This window comes from Neptuniibacter caesariensis (genome assembly GCF_000153345.1).
GTDB classification, from domain to species: domain Bacteria; phylum Pseudomonadota; class Gammaproteobacteria; order Pseudomonadales; family Balneatricaceae; genus Neptuniibacter; species Neptuniibacter caesariensis.
This window is the reverse complement of record NZ_CH724127.1, coordinates 114303-133930: the sequence shown is the minus strand read 5'-3', so window position 1 is coordinate 133930 and position 19628 is coordinate 114303. Positions and strand designations below refer to the sequence as shown.

Sequence of the window (19628 nt, the reverse complement as noted above, 5' to 3'; positions counted from 1 at the left end):
CCCTTTTAATCCTTTACGAGAGCCTAAGCAAAACTTCAGCAAGCTTCGAAACCGCTTGAGTTGCTTTCGCAACCGTATCAGCTACCTTTTCAATTCGTGCCACATCAACAGCAATCGCATCTTTTGCTTCAATCGCTGCCTGAGTTGTTTCATTTAATTGCGCAACTGCCTGTTCAATTTCAGCAGTTCCTTCAAGCAAGGTTTTAACTGCTAACTCATCTGCCTTTATGTTCAATTCATTTCTTTGCTCAAGCACCCGATTTTTCTCATCACCGGATAACAAGGGCCATAGATTATTGAGCGCGTTGACCGCTGTATTCAGCTCTGCCAGTTGTGTCATATCATCCTCCGTGACGTGGTTTATCCCGCCTTGCAGATTATCCCTTTCTCAGGATCAGCCATAATCTCAGTCTTGCAGCTACTTATTAAGCTTTCCAGATCATCAAAAGCCTTATGATCACGCTTGATCTGACCTACTGCATTTAGAATATCTGCACTTTCAAACTCCCCTTGCTCTAGCTCTTTCGCCATCACCGCATGCGCTTTCATAATTGACTTAACCGCTTTGCTGGCCATATCTACTGAAGCCGCGGCAGATTCTCGCTCTCGGTACTTATCATAAAGTTGATCTAGTGCTTTCTTCTTTTGCGCAAAATTCATTTTTCCCACTCGTGCATTGTAATCTGCAAAATGGCCTGCCAACTCATTTCCACGCATAGCATACAAACGGCTTTCAATGACTCCTGAGAGCAACTCAACACTGATCGCTTCACCTAAGAGCTGAACGGGTGGATCGGCTGCAAGAATCACCTGCTTAAGACTTTCTGCTCTCTTCTTTTCTGTGTAATAACTTCCAAGTTCAGCAACTAATCGGCCCAATTTACTACTGCTTTCGATACTCATTAACGGCTCAGGTTCTCCTGCAAGCGCCTGATACTGACCATTCATAGTAGCCAGCGACTGAGACAGTTTCGCCCCTGCAATAGATAACTCTTCTCTGGAGCCCACTATTGCTAAATCCGCTAATGCTTCGGCATAGCTAGCCAGGGATTGAGTGGCTCTTTGTAAAGCCAGTTTATCCTGCTTATTACTCTGAAGATGAAGGTCATTGAGTTTTGCGAAATCTGCAGTGACATATTTATCATCACTTTGCGCCATCATCACGATACGATCATTGATCCGTGCCTGATTAAACTCATCTACCACCGATTCAACTTTGCTTAACGAATCGGTTGCCGCCTGGGCAAAAACTTCTATCTGCCCTGTAGGGCTGGATGCACAACCAGATAAAAGAACAACGGCAATAATCGAGAGGGGAAGCTTCCATAGCATAATGCTCTCCTGGCAATGTATTTCCCTATAGATGTTGTACAAATCTAAAGGAAATTGAGGCCACAGGCTAGGGGGCCGCTATATCGAATCAAATGAATAGGAAATCAAGCTAGTCGCTTTGAAGCAAAGCGATCTCGCTACTAGTAAGAAAAGCGTTCTTAACTTGAACCAACGACCTTCGCCCGGGGTTGAAAGAGCGAGCCCGACGAGCTTTTCTCCATTAACCCCAGAAACGAAAAAACCGACTTAGTTTGCACTAAATCGGCTTCCTCTAAATTTGGTAGCGGGGGCTGGATTTGAACCAACGACCTTCGGGTTATGAGCCCGACGAGCTACCAAGCTGCTCCACCCCGCATCAACGTGGCGCGTATATTATAGAGGAGTTCCTAGCAACGCAAGAGGTAAATTCAGTTATTTTTCAAAAGTTTCCATTTCAAGCGCCATCTTCCATTCGCTGTCTTTCCAATTCATACCTTATCCGCGCCTTCTGCAGTTGAACTACCAGCTCAGACAAAGCCATATGCGCCCTTTCAGAAAGCCCTACAAATTCAGCGCCACAACGTCCATCTCGACAAAATGTCACTTTAAGCTTTGGCTTTAAACGATATTTTTTACGCGTTTCGAAGACAATAACTGCATCTTCGATTATGCCGCTGAGAATTTCTTCAGTCTCAAAAGCAACGCCGCTTTCTGACACATCAAGTAATGAAACCTGTTTGCCAGCAATTCCCATTTTAACTTTACCTCCGGTTTCTACCCGGAAAGCTTTACGGCGGTTTTCCTGATCAGTTATTTCCAATTCAAAAGAGGGTTTCATTTCTCATCCTCCTTCTCAAGCACAAATTCGAGACGGCGATTCTTGGCACGCCCTTCCAAAGTGCGGTTTGACTCCAGTGGCACCGATTCTCCATAGCCAGTGGCGGTCACTCTTTCTAGATCGATACCGCCCCGCACCATGTAACGTAAAACATTGGTTGCTCGAATGGCGGAAAGATCCCAGTTTGAAGGAAAACGGGTAGTTTGAATCGGTATATTATCGGTATGACCGTTTATTCTCAGTTTGTAATCGGGGTTCTTCTTCATTAACAATACGATAGAATCAAATGTCGTCATCATCTCAGCATGAAACTCTGCAGAACCCGGATCGAAGACCACATCACCCTTAAGACTGATGACTAATTTACCATCTTTAGGCGTGCCTATTTCCGCCATATCACTATTTATGGCAGCCTGAAGTTCCTGACTTACCTCATCCGCCATACGATTAAGCTCAGTCTGTAACTCAATGTCCTGAAACTCAGCTTCATTTTCCTGAGGCTTTTCACCTTCAGCGTCTGCAATATTAGTGGCAGGAAGTACTTCCTCGATCTCTTCCGGTACTTCAGTTTTGACCGGAGCTTCATGAGGCAGTTCAATCACACTATTAGCTCCATCCTCTCCCTGAAAAGCATCATTCAATGATCGCATCGCTTTCTCAAAACGATCTACCTCGACACTAGACAGGGAAAACAACAGGACGAAGAAAACCAATAACAAGGTCATCAGATCGGCGAAGGTATAGATCCAACCTGCGTTATCTTCTTCCTCTATAAGCTCTTTTTTGCTACTCACAACATTAGCCCTGCTGTTTCTTACCCACTTTTATTTTTTTGCGCTGCGCAGCTGGGATATAGGAGGAAAGCTGCTCATATACATGCATATAGTGGTCATTGGTCAAAATGCTGATACAACCTTCCCGAATAATCTCAAGGTTAGTAACCTCCAGCAGGGTACGCGACTTCAACTTGCCTGCAATAGGAAGAAACACCATGGTCGCCAGAAGCGAACCGTAGAAAGTTGTTAACAATGCAATCGCCATCGCCGGGCCGATTGTTTCTGGGTTATCAAGCTCACTCAACATCTGGATCAGGCCAATTAAGGTCCCCAACATACCAAAAGCAGGGGCATAAGCAGCCATCTTACGAAAGACATCCTGAACTGAATGGTGGCGGGCTACCAATGAATCAATCTCATTTTGGATTGTATTTCGGATGACCTGTTCAGAAGCTGCCTCGGCGAGAAGCATGCAAGCTCGTTTGAGCACGGGAGATGAACTTTCAACATCGCCGAGCTTTAGTAAGCCATGGCGATGGCTTACCCGGCTAAGCTCAAGCATGGTATCAATCATTTCCTGAGGATTGGTTTTATCCTGGGTAAAAACAATAAATGCGCCTTTAAACGCATTTAAAACATCTTTGAATTGGACGGTTAGAAGTGTGGCCGCGATCGTACCACCCGCAACAATCATCATACCCGGGACATTAACAAATACATCCGCACTTCCACCCATAATGATGGCGGAAATGATCAGGGCAAGGCCCGAAATAATCCCTAATAGTGAGGCGAAATCCATGCTTATCTCTCTCTGAACATTATTACTACAAAGTACGCTTGGGGATTACCATGACGTGCACTTGTCCCGCTCCTTACTGAGTGTACAATCTACACGCAAAATAGCCAAAGTACAGACAAAACAGTAAATTACGTGGAAAGAACTGATCTAACTCCCAGATGTTATATTGGCCTTACCCAATGGCAGCACTCAGCCTGGCAGGATGACCTGTTGGTCAGACCTAAAGATGCTCATGTCCTCGGGGCCTATTCCCAATACTTCAGCAGTGTTGAGGGAAACACGACTTTTTACGGCCTACCTAAAGCGGAAACGGTGAAGCAATGGGACAAGGAAACCCCTGAACAATTCAGGTTTTGTTTCAAGCTACCGCAAACGATCACGCATAAGCATCAATTACTTAGTAGCAACGTTGAAACGCAGGAATTTCTGGATCGGATTAGTCCTTTAACCGCTAAGCTCGGACTACTATGCATCCAATTACCCGCAAGCTTTAGCGGTTCAGAGCTGCAGAACCTGTCCGATTATCTCAGCTCCCTACCTTCCAATCTAAATTTCGCGGTAGAGGTACGCCACCCCGATTTTTTTGCTAAAGGAGCCATAGAACGCGAGTTCAACCAATTACTCGCGGCGAATAAAGCCAACCGGATTAGTTTTGATACCCGGTCGCTTTTTGCTCATCCGGCAACAGATCCTATATCCAGAAAGGCCAAAGAGCACAAACCTCAACTTCCCGTTCACGCAATTGCTACCGCCGATCACCCCATGGTGAGATTAATTACACCCATGGATTGGCAATGGGCAGAGAGTTATCTGCACCCCTGGCTAAAGAAAGTGGTGAACTGGCTGGATGAAGGACGATCCCCCTACCTTTTCTTCCACACCCCTGATAATGCAGAGGCTCCACTACTGGCAGCACACTTTGTAGAACAGCTAGAAAAGATCAGACCAGGTAGCTGTGACTTTACCCAATGGCCGGAAGCAGCAAGCCAGGACTCACTGTTCTAGGCATAGCTGGGTAAACGCTATTGCCCCCATCGATTAGCAGATTGTAAAAGGTAAGCCAATTCTTCAGGTGTAGAACTTCTCCCCAAAGCCTCGTTTCTATGGGGAAACCGCCCAAAACGCTCTATCTGCTCATGGTGTTGAGAGGCAAAGTCTATCCAATTTTCAACTTGCAACTTATGTACACCGGAAACTTCCAAGAGCATTTGTTCAAATTGAAGAATGCATCGTTCTTGCATTTTCAGGTCTTCAGCATGCTCCAACGGCATGTAGAAGAAAGTTCGCTCCACAAACTCCAACGCCTGATCATGTCCAGACTCTAAACCTTCCAGGCAAAGCTTAAGTGCTTTGCTATCACCTGAAAAAGCGTCGGCAGAGCCCCGATAGATCGTTCTTGTGAACTGATCAAGCAGAATAATCAGGGCTAAACGCCCTCTAGGCGTTTCCGCCCAAGGATCTAATTCGCCCCTTAACGCTTGCTGCACGCGAGCGCTAAAGAGTTCAGTTATTAGAGAATCATTTTCCGCTGAGCCTCCCCACCACAACGAGGATTTGTCAGCCTTGGTAAACCCATCGGCAATGGGCCCAAACCAAAATGTCAGTATTTCGTCGATTTTCTCAACCATCGGATAACCACTCTCAAAGTCGTTACATAAAAGATAGCTAAATTCAGACTAGCCGTAACAGGTTTCAGTAATAAATAACTCTTTATAAAAGAAGCCCTGAACATAATCGATCCCTAAATTGACCGCTGTTGCCAGATCTTCAGCCGTCTCTACTCCTTCTAAAACCGTTTTTTTCCCACTGACTCGCGCATAATTAATCATGCTTTTCAGCAAAAGGTGCATGTTGCTATTAGGATTAGTTTTTAGCCAGCTTCGATCAAATTTTATGAAATCGACATCGCTAAGAATGTTCAACGACACCATCGTTCCTGGCGCGCCGACATCATCCAGTGCAATCGCAAACCCCTCTTTATGCATCACCAGCGACAATTCATTACTGATACGCGCATCGTTAACATCGGTATTTTCAATAATTTCGATAACCAGATTCTGATGACCAGACAGCATATCAACCATGGCATTACCCCGATTGTCCTGGCTAAAAACAGAATAGGCATGGGGATCTAGATTGAGAAAAAGCGGCAAGTTCTGTGGACGAAACCTTAACTGCAAACGTTTTAACTGCAGTTCCGTTTGAGCCAGCATCAGTGGGCTATCGTGTAAGGCTTGAAAGATCTCTAAAGGGGGGATTGAGCGCCCATCTTTGGAAAAAAACCTTGCTAACGCCTCGTAGCCAATAACATTTCCATTCAAGGTGTCGATGATGGGTTGGTACTCGACACCAAAGCGCTGCTCTTCGACTAACTCAAGTAAAACATAATTGTCGGAGTGGCAGGCTTTCTCATTAACATACAACAAAAGAAACCCCCCAATAATAATGAGAACAATTAACAACTGCATCTTACTATTATTAAAAAGAATCTACAATTAATCCTACTGCTAAGTGATAGTTCTATATGCCTAATACAAAGCAACCGTGCCGATAGCTTATCTCTTCTGATGCTTTTCCCAGTTATCCAGCCGTTTGGCATCACTCTTTTTGAGTAAAACGTAGATAGCACCAATACCACCATGTTGAGGCTGCGCAGAGTGAAAAGCCATGACATCAGGAAGAGACTGAAGCCAGAGATTAAGGTAGCTCTTCTGCCGGTTTCCCATCCCCGATCGATCCTTACTTCGCCCATGATTAACGAGCACTGTGCGAATATCGTACTTAATGCACTCCGCAATGAAGCTCTGTAACTCATTCAGACATTGGGGAATAGATTTACGAATCAGGTCCAGACGTGCATCCACCTGATATTTTCCCAGGCGCAGATTTCTATAAACGCCCTCTTGCACACCATCTCTTTTCCACGCTACGGGATCAAGATGATTTAGCAGAACAATTTCACCGGTTGAGAGGCCCTCTTGCTCCCCAGAAACCGCGGCTATTCTCCGTTCTTGCAGGCTCTGTTCATCAGGTTTTCCTGTTGCATCCTGAAGATTCACCTTGCCAGACTGTTTTAATGGGACAACATCATCCAGACCTTCCCCCTGCATCAACTCAAGAAAACTCTTATCACTCTGACTCATACAACCTCCTACAAGATTGTCTATTGTACCTCTAGATTGACCTGAACGGATCAAATCGGTGCACAAGAACAGTTTTCTTATCAGGTATTAAGGGCTACATTAGAGAACTTAAGCCTCGGGGCGATGGATGAAAATAAAAACGAAAGGTGTCGCACATGCAACGATTATTGTTGGTTCTGGTGATCGCTATCGCAGTAGCTGCTAGTTATCTATATCTGGATCAGCAGGACAAGGAAGTATCCAACGCTTCCAATCCAGCACCCATTCCTCCTGCTGAACAAACCAAGGCCCGTGAACATATCAACCGCCTGACCCAGGATTCAAATCAACCTATTGAAATCAGCAAAGCCGATAACTTCGTAACCGCAGACCAGTTACTTAAGTTACCTGAAAATAAGATTGAAACTGCAGCAGCACTGGTCACTGAAACTCAGGCAGAACTCCAGGAAAGTCCACCAGAACAACCAACCAGCACAATTGCGGTTAATCCTCTCGGTAATGTTATTGGTGGCGCTAAGGAAAAACGCATTGTCACTGATACGGTGACTCAACCTCTAGTCATGAGCGGGCAGATCAAGCTACAGGAATTGCTTGATGACCCAGACGAATCTGCGCAGAAGGTCTACTTTATTCATGCCGTCAATGAGGGGGATGATGAAGGCCTATGGGGGATCATTCAACACGGATTGATGCGTACCTTCACTTCTGGCCTGAGTCTGCCAGGTCTAGATAAGACTGTTTATGTTGATATCCCCAAAGAAGCGGATGAGCGGCTTGACGATAAACGTAGCTCTTTCCTTGGCCAGGTTTTGAAGAATAAGGTCGACCAAACCTATATCTACAACTATCAGAAAGGCATTCTTGGTGATAACCCGGATCTGATTCAGCCAGGGCAACAGCTGGTCATCGTGACCTTTACTGAGCAAGAGCTTATCGGCATCTACCATCACTTTGTGAATCTTTAAGGAGTTGTGATGATCGATCTATATACCTGGGGCACACCTAACGGACGTAAGGTTTCTATTATGCTGGAAGCATTACGCCTGCCCTATCGTGTTCACCCAGTTAACATTCTTGAAGATGATCAGTTTTCGCCTGGGTTTCTGGCGATAAGCCCGAACAACAAAATACCTGCAATTAAAGATGACGAAGGTCCCAACGGAGAACCAATATCACTGTTTGAAAGCGGCGCAATTCTTATATATCTCGCTGAGAAAACCGGCGAGTTCATGCCATCTGATCCTCTAGAAAGGCTGGAATGCATGCAGTGGCTAATGTGGCAGATGGGTGGTTTTGGCCCTTTCCTTGGTCAGGCTCATCACTTCAACAAATTCGCGCCAGAGCATGTTCCTTATGCCAAAGAACGCTACAACGATGAAGCGAAACGACTTTGGTCGGTTCTCAATAAACAATTAGCAGATAAAGCGTTCATCATCGGCGATGATCTATCTATCGCTGATTTTGCAATCTACCCTTGGGCCATGCGTTATGAGTGGCAACATATCGACCCTGATAAATACCCATTCGCCAAAGCCTGGATGGATAGAATGGGGCATATTGAATTTGTCCAAAGGGGCATGCAGATACCATGATCGCGAGCCGTATTATCGGCCATCGTGGTGCTGCCCTTCTGGCCCCTGAAAACACATTGGCTGGGATACGCTGCGCAGCGAACTGCGGCACTCAATGGATTGAGCTGGATGTAACCCTGCTCGGCGATGGTACCCCTGTACTATGTCATGACAATCAACTTGATCGGTGCAGTAACCAAAGCGGCCCCTTAGATTATCTTACGTTCAATGACTTACCTTCTCTGGATGTCGGGAGCTGGTTCGATCCAGAATGGATCAACGAGCCTATGCCTCACCTCTCTGATGCGCTGTTGTTATGCGAAAGCCTCGGCTTAGGGCTCAACCTTGAAATTAAAGCATTTGATCTTGACCCTGCGTTAGTCGCGCGCAAAGTATTTGAAGAGATCAGTGTGTACTGGCAGCATCCAAAAAAGCTGATTCTGAGTAGCTATGACCTAGAGGTGCTTAATCACTACCGCCATCTGGATCTGTTTGCCCAGATCGGCGTCTTATATGATCACCTCCCAGAACTCTGGTGTTTACAAGCGCAAGCGCTTCAAGCGGTCAGTATCCATTGCGACTGTAACCTGATCACTGCTGATGATGCATCGGCTATTAAAAACCAGGGCTTTGAGCTCTACACCTATACCTGTAACGATCTACATCTAGCCGCAAAGTTATTTGAATGGGGAGTTGATGGAATCTTCACAGATAACCCTCCCCTGATGCTGGAAAATTTTCATGCTAATCATCCTTCTAACATAAACGCCACCCATCCATAAAAAAGGGAGCCATAAGGCTCCCAAATGGGGTAAACAGATGTAAAACGACTCCAGTATTGCCCCTCATCCAATTGACTCAACCCACCAGCCTATTCTCCTGATAATCGCTAATAGCCTGCTCAACCTCTTCCATTGTATTCATAACAAATGGACCGTATTGAGCAACGGGTTCGTTGATAGGACGGCCTGACAGCAGTAATACCCTCGCACTTACATTATTCAGCGATTTCACCTGTACCTCATCTCCAGGTGAGAGCTCTACCGCAGAATGTGTCTCAACCTTGTCATTCCCAATCGCAACACTGCCTTCGAAAACATAGACCACTACACTGTGGTGTTTGTTCAAAGGAATGCTCACCTGCGAATCTGATGTCAGTAACAGATCAAAATAGCTGGCTTCAGTCGAAGATGTCTGAACAGGGCCCTCAGTAACATGGCCATCGATCTCTAACTGTCCCGCGATCACCTTGATCTCGTAGCCTGTTCCCATAACAGATGGCACTTGTTCTGGTTCAATGTTCTGGTAGGCCGCCGGTTGCATTTTTTCTGACGAAGGCAGATTTATCCACAGCTGAAAACCACGCATCAACCCATCAACCTGTTGTGGCCGCTCCTCATGGATAACGCCTCGCCCCGCGGTCATCCACTGTACGCCGCCCGAACGAAGATCCCCTTCATTACCCATATGGTCTCGATGAATCATATGCCCATCCAACATATAGGTAACAGTTTCAAAGCCCCGATGAGGGTGGGGAGGAAAGCCTGCAATATAATCATCGGGATCATCTGATGAGAACGCATCCAGCATCAAAAATGGATCGATTCGACTGGATGGATTCCTTCCGACACTACGTTTAAGTTTGACCCCTGCACCATCGGTACTGTCTACAGCAGCGATAACCCTTCTAACTTCACGTTGATAACTCATAATGAATCTCTCCCATGTGCCGCTGTCAGATCAAACTCAGCCCCAATCGAAATAACCCCTGTTGGGTTAATCATCGAATGGCTACGATAATAATGGTGGCGTATGTGCTCCATATTGACGGTCTCTGCGATGCCTTCCATCTGATAGATCTCCCTCAGATAACCCGATATCGCAGGATAATCACTGATGCGGCGCAGATCACATTTGAAATGTGTCACATACACAGGGTCAAAACGAACCAGCGTGGTAAACAAACGAATATCCGCTTCAGTAAAATGCTCACCAATCAGGTACCGGTTTGAGCTCAGAATTGCCTCGATGCGATCTAATGAATCGAACAAACTAGTTACTGCTTTTGTGTAAGCTTCCTGACTGGTCGCAAAGCCTGCCCGGTATACACCATTATTGACCTTGTCGTAGATCCAGCTATTCACCGAATCAATATCAGTTTGAAGCGCTTGCGGGTAAAAGCTCCCTTCCCTTGCCCCCAGATGATCAAACGCAGTATTAAACATACGGATGATCTCGGATGACTCATTACTCACAATACGGTTGAGTTTTTTATCCCACAACACCGGGACAGTCACCCGCCCTGTATAATCCGGCTGATCACGCGTGTAAATCTGATGTAAATAACTGTAGCCAAACAGTGAATCCCCCGTTGCTGCGGCAAAATCACCGCTTAAAGCCCATCCCTGTTCGAGCATAAGCGGATCTACCACATCCACACTGATCATGTCAGTCAGGCCTTTCAATTCTCGAACAATCAAGGTCCGATGCGCCCAGGGACAAGCCAGCGATACATAAAGATGGTAACGGCCTGCTTCAGCCTGAAACCCGGCGTCTCCGGTTTGACCCGCACTTCCATCAGCGGTAATCCAGTTACGAAACTGTGCTTCGCTGCGGACAAACTCCCCTTTTGAAGTTTTCGTGTCATACCATTGATCATGCCACACACCTTCAACCAACAAACCCATAACTGAATTCCTCTTAACCTGTCGCTGTTTTAGTGGATAGACGCGATTTGCTGATTGGCACTTTCCAGGGATTTCTCCGCCAGATCGCCCATACTTAAACCCTCAGCATAAATTGTCTCTACGCTGTTGAAGCCGATAAAACCAAGGAACTGTTTTACAAACGGAATCTGAAAATCTTGTCCGCTATCACGGTACAAACCACCGCGGGTGGCAAACAGGTAGACCGGCTTATCTTCAATTAACCCAACAGGTCCTGTTTCTGTGTATCTAAAGGTCACTCCAGCACGCGCCAACAAATCGAAATACGCTTTCATCTGAGTAGGCACGCCAAAGTTATACATAGGTACCCCAATGACGATTTGGTCAGCGGTACGCAGTTCAGCAATCAATTCATCAGAACGGTTAACAATCAACTGCTGCTCCGCAGTACGCTCCTCTTCCGGCGTCATCAGCGCGGTCACAATCGCGCCATCCAGATGGGGAATATTCTCTTCAACTAAATCTCTGACAATCACTTCACCGCCTGGATTTTTAGCTTTCCATTGCTCGATGAATGTTGCCGCTAGCTGGCTGGACTGGCCGCCATCGCCAAAGATGCTGGATTTAATGTGGAGTAATGTAGCCATCGTTTTCACCCTTAGTTGTGTTAGTCGCAGTCTTCGCTGCATTAGATGACTCTATTTTTATATTTATTAAAGCGATGAAAAACAGCTAAAATTAGCTCAATTTAATCGAATTATTAGATATATTATGCCCCAGGTGAGTTTAGAGCAGTGGCAGACACTTCTTGCGGTTGTCGAGAATGGTAGCTACGCCGCAGCAGCAGAAGCCCTACAGAAAAGTCAGTCCTCTATTAGTTATGCTATTCAAAAAATGGAGGACCTACTTGGATTACAGGTTTTCAAGGTGGTTGGACGTAAAGCCGAGCTCACCCCTGCAGGAAAAGCCTTACTGCGCAGGGCAGAAGTGCTTATTGAGGAAGCCAGGCAGATGGAAGCTCTGGCGCAACAATTTACCGAAGGCTGGGAGCCTGAGATACGAGTCGCCATGGACACGCTGTTCCCTGATTGGCTCATGATGGATGCTTTAGAAGCCTTCAGCCAACAACGGCCGCTGACACGTATTACGCTAATAGAAACCGTCTTGAGTGGGACAGAAGAAGCCCTGCTGCAGAAAGCTGCAGACATTGTCATCGGTGGTCGAGTGCCTCCAGGATTCCTGGGCGACCCTATTCTTAATATTGAGTTTATTGCAGCTGCCAGCCCTGATCACCCCTTGCAGAAGATAGAACGTGAACTGGGCCATCAGGATTTGCGCTTGCACCGCCAGTTGGTGGTTAAAGATTCAGGCAGAAGAGATATTGATTCAGGATGGCTCGGTGCAGATCAAAGGCTCACCGTTTCCCATATCTGGACATCTATCAATGCGGCTTGCAGAGGACTTGGCTATGCCTGGTATCCTCGCTTAAAAATACAAAACGAACTGGATAAAGGGCTCTTAAAACCACTTAACATGTCCGCGGGGGGCAAACGTAATATTCAACTGAACCTGATTTATACAGACAGTGACTATGCCGGGCCCGCCGTACGCCTGTTTGGGGAGATTCTTATCAGCAAAATCAAGGAGCATAATCTGACATCACAACCTGATTGCGCCCCTGATCTTTAGCACGGTATAGGGCCTGATCAGCTCTCTTCAACCAGGAGTGAACATCATCAGCTCGTTGCAGTTCGGCGATACCTATACTGCATGTTCTGGATATATTGTTGTGATTATCGACAACGCTTAACTGGCCTAACTGATTTTTAAGACGTTCAGCCGCCTCAACTGCGGTCAGCGCACTGGCATCATGAATCACCAGAGCAAATTCTTCGCCCCCGAGCCGAAACCCAAGATCATCTTTACGCAAGAAACCATTAATTTCTTTTCCGTATAGCTCCAGTAACCGATCCCCTACGGGATGACCATAGTTGTCGTTCACTGTTTTAAAGTGGTCTATATCCAACATAAAAAGGAAAGCTGGACGAAAATCATGCTGGTGCTGTTTTATCTGTACGGGTAATTCATCAAAAAAATAACGGCGATTAAGTTGCCCTGTCAGGTCATCATGACTGGCTCGTGCCCGCCATTCCAGACGGTCACTATTAATTCTGAGTAGAAGGCTTCGGTAATCCTGACTCCATCTCCATAAGCCTGCTGAAGCGATAAGCATACCTACCGGGTAGGCAAGGTTTTCCAGCCCGGAGAGGACTTAAGAATCCTCAGTTAAAAACTCATCCATCACATCCACGCCAATGGCTGTAGCTACCGTCGAAAACCCTATCAATAAAAGAAAGTATGCCCGGCTTCTTAACCGCGCCATGGCAATAATAAGAATCCAGGAAAGAAACAATATCAACAGGAAAAGCTCGGCAAAAACATCCCCGTAAGAAAGTTCAGGGTGAGCTAAAGAAAAAGAGGGATCCAAGCTTGCAAGAATAAAACAGAGTATAGGTACCAGTGCCACCACAACAATCGACAGGGTCAATGTTCTGGAACTCGACCTGACAACCCCTAGTGAATCTTCGTGATGAAAATCTGGCATAACCCTTCCTCTGACGCCCAACCTAAGCATAGTCGAATGCTAAGTAAACCTTGGAAATCTAGGTAAAATATAACTATAAGTTCACACAGCTTTTCATTGATTTTACTCACCTTGTAGCACAGTCGTCAGCTGACTAGTTTTTAAACAAAAGCTTTGGTAGTATTCGCCGCTTTGTTAATTAACTTAACATTCTCCTAATATAAATAGATACCGATCAACGGTACTTGCACACCTATAACGATAATGAAAAATACCAGCAGTATTCTAACGGTCTCTATTCTGTTTTTTGGCTTATTTATTGCCGAATCAGTTGTCTCTCAGGTCATCCCAACGGTTTTCAGTGGGCATCGCTTGTTTTGGTTTGAGGCCGTGGTTAATGCATCGCTACAAGCCCTTCTCTCGCTCCTGTTACTTCGATTTATCCTCGCCGTAGGAGGAAGAATAAGGCATAAAAAGCGAACCCGTGAATGGCTCTATCTACAGCTGGGTCTGTCGGTTTTTGGCATTGAGCTACTACTTGTTCTGCTTTTCAGTATTTTTCAGATGGAGCAGTTATTCCCTCAGCAATGGCAGCCTATCAAGGCCTTGCTCTTTGCAACCATCAGCTCAATCGCTGTTTATATTTATGTGTTAGCGCCTAGCCAGCATAAAATCACCCGTTTTCTTAATCGTATCGAAGTGCGCTATAGCACCTCCTATCTGTTTGCGATGAGTTTATTACTTGGATTTGTCGCCAATATCTATCAGCAGGAAGAGCGAAGGCTCACAACTGAGCTGCTTGATTATGAAGCTGAGCAGTTAGCGCTTATTGATAAGACACTTACCTATCGAATATCTGAGGCGGTGCTGGATACATTAACCCTGGCAACACAACCTGATTTTATCCGCCACCTGGGCGGCGACCATCTTTCGATAGAAGAGGTTAAACTTGAATTCAGCAATGTAGTTCAGACCAAGCAAAGCTATGACCAGATCCGTTTTATAGATGCCGATGGATATGAGCGCATTCGTGTAAATAAAGGCCTACACCATGCAGAAGCGGTACCCGAAGACCAACTTCAATATAAACAAGACCGTTATTATGTCCCTGAAACTGGCCGTTTGGATCACGGAAAGGTTTATATTTCTCCGCTGGACCTGAACGTTGAATTTGGTGAAATTGAACTCCCCCACAAACCCATCACTCGCATTGCAACTCCGGTTAAAGATGAGCACGGAAGATTCCTCGGGCTTATTGTTATCAATCTGATGGCTGAGCATCTCCTACAATATCTGGACGATGCAAATGAGTTAAGCAAAGGCCAGATAAATCTATTGAACCAACAGGGCTTCTGGATGCATGGGGATATGCAAACACCCCCTAAGTGGGCCTTTATGTTTAGTGATGAGTTAACTGATAGTCTGGCGCAAAAATCACCTACCCTTTGGAAACAGATCCAGCAACATTCGAGCGGCCATCTCAGAACAGAAGAAGGTGCGTATATTTTCCATAAGGTTAAGCTCAGTGACCATCAAAGGATACAGAGCTTTGAACAAGCTCCTTTTACGTGGCCGATCTGGACATTGATGACCAAGATCGATAATTCGGTCATCACCCAGCTTAGTCTGCAGAAGCTCCATCTATTCATGCTGGTATGTGCTTTACTGGCCTTAGTAAGCGGCATTGGTACCTACCTCTATACCCTCTCGCAGCTTAAAAGAAATTCTGCTGAGAACCGTGTTCAGCATATGGCTGATCATGATCCCCTTACCGGTTTGTACAACCGGCGTAATTTAATGCAGCAGTTAGAGAGTGCGCTTATTTATGCAAGAGAGCAGCATGAAACGGTGGCCGTGTTTTACCTTGATTTAGATAACTTTAAACCGATCAACGATAGATTAGGCCATGAAGTCGGTGATGAGGTACTCAAGAGGATAAGTAATCGACTCACTCAGATGCTGCGTCAATCTGACACTTTAGCCCGCATCGGCGGTGATGAGTTTGTTATTCTGATTCGTAATCCCGACAGCATTCAACGACTCAAAGAGATTGCATCACGTATTGTCAGAAACTTAAAACAACCGATTCATCTGGAAAATGTAGAGTGCCAGTTAGGCGTTAGTGTCGGGGTTGCAATATCCAGAGACAATCTTGAGAGCCGTGACGCACTTTTGAAAGCAGCTGATATGCTGATGCTTGAAGCCAAGCGCGAAGGCAAATCCTGTTACCGTATTGCTGAGCTGGACAGCATACAAAGTAAAGAATCATTACTAGATAATTAGGAAAGATCCCGGGTCAAATATGTTCGTTTGAGCTTTTCAGCAACCTGTGGACGTTCAATAAAGAAGCCCTGGAAAATATCGCAACCGATATTATGCGCCAGCATAAGCTGGTCGTGACTTTCTATACCTTCCGCCACCACTTTAAGTTCATAGGCCCGGGCGATATTCGTTACCGCTTCGACAATAGACTGACTTTTACTCTTCTGTCCTAGCTCTTGCACGAAGGAGCGGTCGATTTTTACGATATCTATCGGCAGATCTTTGAGATAACTCAGTGAGGAATACCCCGTCCCAAAGTCATCTAACGCGATCATCATCCCTAATTCACGAATCACTTTCAGTCGGTTTACTGCAAACTCAATGTTTTCAATCGCTACTGTTTCTGTAATCTCAAGGCAGATATCCGTTAAGTGAGCACCACCCTCGCTGATCGCTTGCTGCATCGTCGGAACCATATCCGCCTGATAGAACTGTAGCGGACTGATATTCACTGAAACATACCAATCTGGTTGCCAAAACCCCGTTTCCTTCCATTTTACAATTTGCCGGCTACAGTGACCAAGCAACCAATTACTGACAGGAACAATTAAGCCACTGACTTCCAGGCTAGGAATAAACTCAGCCGGTGGCATCAAGCCTTTCTCAGGATGCTGCCAACGCAACAGCGCTTCAAAACCAATAATTTCACCACCAACGCTCACCAACGGCTGGTAATGGACACAGAACTGTTCCTCTTCAATCGCCTGATGTAACTCGCTCTCCATATTCTGCTGTTTTTCAACTGCCAGAGACATGGCTTGATGGTAAAACGCAAATCCATTACGGCCATTTTCTTTAGCATGGTACATCGCTGTATCAGCAAAGCGCATAAGATCATCCAAGGTCTTATCAGCCATAGGGAAAAGAACAACGCCAATACTGGCACCAATTCGTAGTTGGTGCTGCTTTACTTCAATGGGCTGCGACAGGATAGTCAGGAGCTTATGACAAACTCTTTCTACATCCTGCGTTACCTGATCCACGTCGGATTGAAAAGCCTGCAATAAAATAACAAACTCATCTCCTCCCAAACGGGCAACCGTATCGCAGGAACGTACTTCATTGATCAATATCTCGGCGACTTTCTTGAGTAACAGATCGCCAACACCATGCCCCAACGAATCATTGATATTTTTAAAATGATCCAGGTCGATAAACATCAAAGCATTCAGGTCGCCACTTCGTCTGCTTGCCGCCAGAGCCTGCTCCAATCGATCATTGAGTAGCGCGCGGTTAGGTAATCCGGTCAGCGTATCGTGGTTGGCCATGTAACTGATATGGTCCTGAACCATCTTCTGCTCAGAGATATCGGTCGCGACAAAAAGCGTTGCGGGTTCAGAGAAATAAACAAAAGGTGCTGCAGTAATTGAGAAATGCAGCTTTTTACCCGTCTGACTAGACCATATAAAATCGGTCACAGCCTCTTCTGTTTGATTAACTTCTACACTGCGCCGGATCTGATTTAACTCTTCTACCTCATGATCGACGTTATGTAACTGCAACAAACTTAAACCTGCAACCTCATCAATTCGGCAGCTATAGAATTCAGCAAACTTACGATTACAAAATAGAACGATACCCTCTGAGTTCACCGCTAGAATTAACTGCGGCACCCGATTGATCAATTGCTTCAAGCTGTTTTCACTGCGCTCCAGCGCATGGTGATTCTCACGGTTTTCAATCAATAGTTGCTGAACCGTTTCCACAAATTCATTACCTGAACTACATAAAAGGCCTAGCTCGGTTTCTTTATGCTCTTTAGGTACGGAAAAGCTTTTACCGCGGTTTTTTGTCGGGTCAAGCTCAAAAAACTGCTTAGCAAGCAAGGCAAGCGGTTTAGTTAAAACCACATGAAAAATGGCAATCATAAAGATGGCCAGAAGAACATTTCTGACAATACCAGAGAGTAATACAGCTAGAGCTCGCTCATAGAATGGTTGTAACGCCTGATCCTGATCGATAACAACAAGTAGTTTGCCTGGCTCGATATTGGCATACTCCGGCGCTTTAAGATCGAGAAGGTACTGTTTCTGATGTTCCGATATAGCTTCGGTAATCCACTTGGTCTGGGTTCGGCTGACGGAGGCTGTCTGCTCTGCCAACACTTCGCCTAGTTCATCCGTGATTTTTGCCTTGATGATAAAGGGATATTGAATAAGACCAAACACCACTTCCTGAGCTAACGCCTGGTCAAGTGTATGCACAGCGCGGATGGCTGGGGGCTTACTGGCATCAAGAATTTTATCGATGGTTTCGTCTAACTGGCTGTCCTGCTCCTGAAAATCCTCAAGAACCTGGGCTGTTCCCAAAACAAAGCCGATCAGAAAGGCAATGAAGACCGTATATTTAGCCAACCTGAAAGCTAAACGGTTCTTGATGATAAAAGTATCAGTCATTAAATACTTCGGCTCCTGGCCAATACAGCAGATATAGTAGCAACAGCTTAGTTTTTATTCTTTGATCGTCAGCCACTTGGTAAACATACTCTCTTATCAACTAAGCGATGACAACCTCCAGAGTATTATAGATTGATAATATTTAAGCTGCCCTTCATTAAAGGTCTAGATTTCGACACCCAGCTTAAGAAGAAGACGGGGTAATGACGTTTCAAGGTCCTTCAGATCCTCATCGGAAATCTCAATTACCATGTGCTGGTACTTTTGATAGTAATCTCTGCGCTTCATTTTACGAGCCAAATCCTCGCCCACTACCTGCTCCCCCCAGTACTCGATATAGATCTGATAAGTGGGGAGATAGAAATCAGCATACTGTTCACCTTCATCAGATAACTTTCGTTTTACTGCGTGGGCAATCCCTGACAGGTATAACCAGTTATCAATATCTCGACAAGCCGCTGAAAAGACTTGATGGCCATCGCAACACAGATACCGTCCATTGGCAGATTTTGCAGTTAATTCATCTACCCTGTCACTAAGGGCTTTGTTATCCAATATATCCTCAGGCCAGAGCACATAGGGCACACCTGTTTTGCTATCTTCACGTAATAATCCGCCTGTACTTTCCCCCTTCGGGGTTAATACCCATCCCTTTCTTTCCGGCTTTATCCAGCCTAACTCGCTAATGAGTCTTGTCGCGTATTTGTCTGCCAGCTGAAAATGTTTAGCAATTTTGTGTAGCGATATCAGCCCAGCATTCGGATTGGTCAACGCCTTATGTTTAGCAACAGTAACCGGCCAGATAATATAGCGCCCAAACTTTTGGCTCTCTCGATAATTGCCCCCTTCAAACTCACCTTTGCTCGTAAGCATCCAGCTATCATCTTTACGTAAGATCCAGCCTAAAGACTCAAGCTCACTAAACATTTGTCGGGTCGTCTTACCCAACGCTTTAGCCAGTGCCGATGTAGATAGTGGTCGAGAATCTGCATTCATAGTCAAACCCTGAGGGGGAATAAGAGATTATCAGAAGCGATTGATAAATTAACACACGGCTTAGTAGCCATCACTGCAAAATTAATAAGGTTGTAAATCCCTGACATTATTATCAATAGCCAATAAAGCAGAGATCGACACAAACCAGCTAATGAATTATCACCTGCTTTTTTGCTGCGCAGCAAGCAAATATACACTACGCTTATTCAAGATGTATGAAAGGGAA

General features: G+C 45.5%; 21 protein-coding genes and 1 tRNA gene. 6 read left to right on the top strand and 16 right to left on the bottom strand.

Annotated features, from left to right (window positions below; translation table 11 throughout):
* Window positions 1-13 precede the first annotated feature (13 nt).
* The 6 genes from MED92_RS14460 to MED92_RS14435 all read right to left on the bottom strand — a co-directional run bounded on the left by MED92_RS14460 (window position 14) and on the right by MED92_RS14435 (window position 3724).
* Window positions 14-340: a hypothetical protein gene (locus tag MED92_RS14460; protein WP_007022312.1), complete on the bottom strand. Its 327-nt coding sequence runs from the start codon at window positions 338-340 to the stop codon at window positions 14-16.
* 20 nt (window positions 341-360) lie between these two features.
* Window positions 361-1332 carry a hypothetical protein gene (locus MED92_RS14455; protein WP_007022311.1) on the bottom strand — a complete coding sequence of 324 codons (972 nt, stop codon included), beginning with the start codon at window positions 1330-1332 and terminating at the stop codon, window positions 361-363.
* A gap of 278 nt (window positions 1333-1610) precedes the next feature.
* Window positions 1611-1687: transfer RNA gene (locus tag MED92_RS14450), tRNA-Met, on the bottom strand.
* Between the two features lie 78 nt (window positions 1688-1765).
* Entirely contained in the window at window positions 1766-2149 is a 384-nt protein-coding gene (locus tag MED92_RS14445; protein ID WP_007022310.1) for a PilZ domain-containing protein, read from the bottom strand.
* The gene (locus MED92_RS14440; protein WP_007022309.1) at window positions 2146-2943 is read right to left on the bottom strand and encodes an OmpA/MotB family protein; all 798 of its coding nucleotides are present in this window, start codon (window positions 2941-2943) and stop codon (window positions 2146-2148) included. Before MED92_RS14440 ends, MED92_RS14445 begins: the two co-directional genes overlap by 4 nt.
* Before the next feature lie 4 nt (window positions 2944-2947).
* A complete protein-coding gene (locus MED92_RS14435; protein ID WP_007022308.1) occupies window positions 2948-3724 on the bottom strand; it encodes a motility protein A in 777 nt (258 codons plus the stop codon).
* A gap of 210 nt (window positions 3725-3934) precedes the next feature.
* Here MED92_RS14435 and MED92_RS14430 point away from each other — a divergent pair, with 210 nt between their 5' ends.
* Window positions 3935-4729 (top strand): DUF72 domain-containing protein, encoded by a 795-nt coding sequence (locus tag MED92_RS14430; RefSeq protein ID WP_040663093.1) that lies wholly within the window; start codon window positions 3935-3937, stop codon window positions 4727-4729.
* 17 nt (window positions 4730-4746) lie between these two features.
* Here MED92_RS14430 and MED92_RS14425 read toward each other — a convergent pair whose 3' ends face one another.
* The 3 genes from MED92_RS14425 to smrA form a co-directional block, all read right to left on the bottom strand.
* Window positions 4747-5352, bottom strand: coding sequence for a DUF924 family protein (locus MED92_RS14425; protein WP_007022306.1), 606 nt, complete (start codon window positions 5350-5352; stop codon window positions 4747-4749).
* A gap of 48 nt (window positions 5353-5400) precedes the next feature.
* Window positions 5401-6150 (bottom strand): EAL domain-containing protein, encoded by a 750-nt coding sequence (locus MED92_RS14420; RefSeq protein WP_162010869.1) that lies wholly within the window; start codon window positions 6148-6150, stop codon window positions 5401-5403.
* 129 nt (window positions 6151-6279) lie between these two features.
* Window positions 6280-6867: a DNA endonuclease SmrA gene (gene smrA, locus MED92_RS14415; protein ID WP_007022304.1), complete on the bottom strand. Its 588-nt coding sequence runs from the start codon at window positions 6865-6867 to the stop codon at window positions 6280-6282.
* A gap of 155 nt (window positions 6868-7022) precedes the next feature.
* Here smrA and MED92_RS18700 point away from each other — a divergent pair, with 155 nt between their 5' ends.
* From MED92_RS18700 to MED92_RS14400, 3 genes are read left to right on the top strand one after another with little or no spacing between them, the layout of a single operon-like run.
* A complete protein-coding gene (locus MED92_RS18700; RefSeq protein ID WP_007022303.1) occupies window positions 7023-7832 on the top strand; it encodes a hypothetical protein in 810 nt (269 codons plus the stop codon).
* Between the two features lie 9 nt (window positions 7833-7841).
* Entirely contained in the window at window positions 7842-8459 is a 618-nt protein-coding gene (locus tag MED92_RS14405; protein WP_007022302.1) for a glutathione S-transferase N-terminal domain-containing protein, read from the top strand.
* The gene (locus MED92_RS14400) at window positions 8456-9220 is read left to right on the top strand and encodes a glycerophosphoryl diester phosphodiesterase (protein ID WP_007022301.1); all 765 of its coding nucleotides are present in this window, start codon (window positions 8456-8458) and stop codon (window positions 9218-9220) included. Before MED92_RS14405 ends, MED92_RS14400 begins: the two co-directional genes overlap by 4 nt.
* A 76-nt stretch (window positions 9221-9296) precedes the next feature.
* Here MED92_RS14400 and MED92_RS14395 read toward each other — a convergent pair whose 3' ends face one another.
* The 3 genes from MED92_RS14395 to MED92_RS14385 are packed head-to-tail and all read right to left on the bottom strand — an operon-like array spanning window position 9297 to window position 11751.
* Window positions 9297-10148 carry a pirin family protein gene (locus MED92_RS14395; RefSeq protein ID WP_007022300.1) on the bottom strand — a complete coding sequence of 284 codons (852 nt, stop codon included), beginning with the start codon at window positions 10146-10148 and terminating at the stop codon, window positions 9297-9299.
* Window positions 10145-11125 carry a glutathione S-transferase family protein gene (locus tag MED92_RS14390; RefSeq protein WP_007022299.1) on the bottom strand — a complete coding sequence of 327 codons (981 nt, stop codon included), beginning with the start codon at window positions 11123-11125 and terminating at the stop codon, window positions 10145-10147. Before MED92_RS14390 ends, MED92_RS14395 begins: the two co-directional genes overlap by 4 nt.
* A 29-nt stretch (window positions 11126-11154) precedes the next feature.
* Entirely contained in the window at window positions 11155-11751 is a 597-nt protein-coding gene (locus MED92_RS14385; RefSeq protein ID WP_007022298.1) for an FMN-dependent NADH-azoreductase, read from the bottom strand.
* A gap of 124 nt (window positions 11752-11875) precedes the next feature.
* On the opposite strand from MED92_RS14385, the gene MED92_RS14380 reads away from it, so the two are divergent.
* Window positions 11876-12793, top strand: coding sequence for a LysR family transcriptional regulator (locus tag MED92_RS14380; protein WP_007022297.1), 918 nt, complete (start codon window positions 11876-11878; stop codon window positions 12791-12793).
* Here MED92_RS14380 and MED92_RS14375 read toward each other — a convergent pair.
* Together MED92_RS14375 and MED92_RS14370 are read right to left on the bottom strand one after the other, a co-directional pair.
* Window positions 12744-13337, bottom strand: a complete 594-nt coding sequence (locus MED92_RS14375; RefSeq protein ID WP_007022296.1) for a GGDEF domain-containing protein — start codon at window positions 13335-13337, stop codon at window positions 12744-12746. The genes MED92_RS14380 and MED92_RS14375 overlap by 50 nt on opposite strands.
* A gap of 39 nt (window positions 13338-13376) precedes the next feature.
* Entirely contained in the window at window positions 13377-13709 is a 333-nt protein-coding gene (locus MED92_RS14370) for a hypothetical protein (protein WP_007022295.1), read from the bottom strand.
* 243 nt (window positions 13710-13952) lie between these two features.
* On the opposite strand from MED92_RS14370, the gene MED92_RS14365 reads away from it, so the two are divergent.
* Entirely contained in the window at window positions 13953-15971 is a 2019-nt protein-coding gene (locus MED92_RS14365) for a sensor domain-containing diguanylate cyclase (protein WP_007022294.1), read from the top strand.
* Here the strand turns inward: MED92_RS14365 and MED92_RS14360 are convergent.
* A complete protein-coding gene (locus MED92_RS14360) occupies window positions 15968-18406 on the bottom strand; it encodes a putative bifunctional diguanylate cyclase/phosphodiesterase (protein ID WP_007022293.1) in 2439 nt (812 codons plus the stop codon). The two genes, MED92_RS14365 and MED92_RS14360, sit on opposite strands and share 4 nt — an antisense overlap.
* Window positions 18407-18571: 165 nt before the next feature.
* The gene (locus MED92_RS14355) at window positions 18572-19402 is read right to left on the bottom strand and encodes a hypothetical protein (RefSeq protein ID WP_007022292.1); all 831 of its coding nucleotides are present in this window, start codon (window positions 19400-19402) and stop codon (window positions 18572-18574) included.
* Window positions 19403-19628 lie beyond the last annotated feature (226 nt).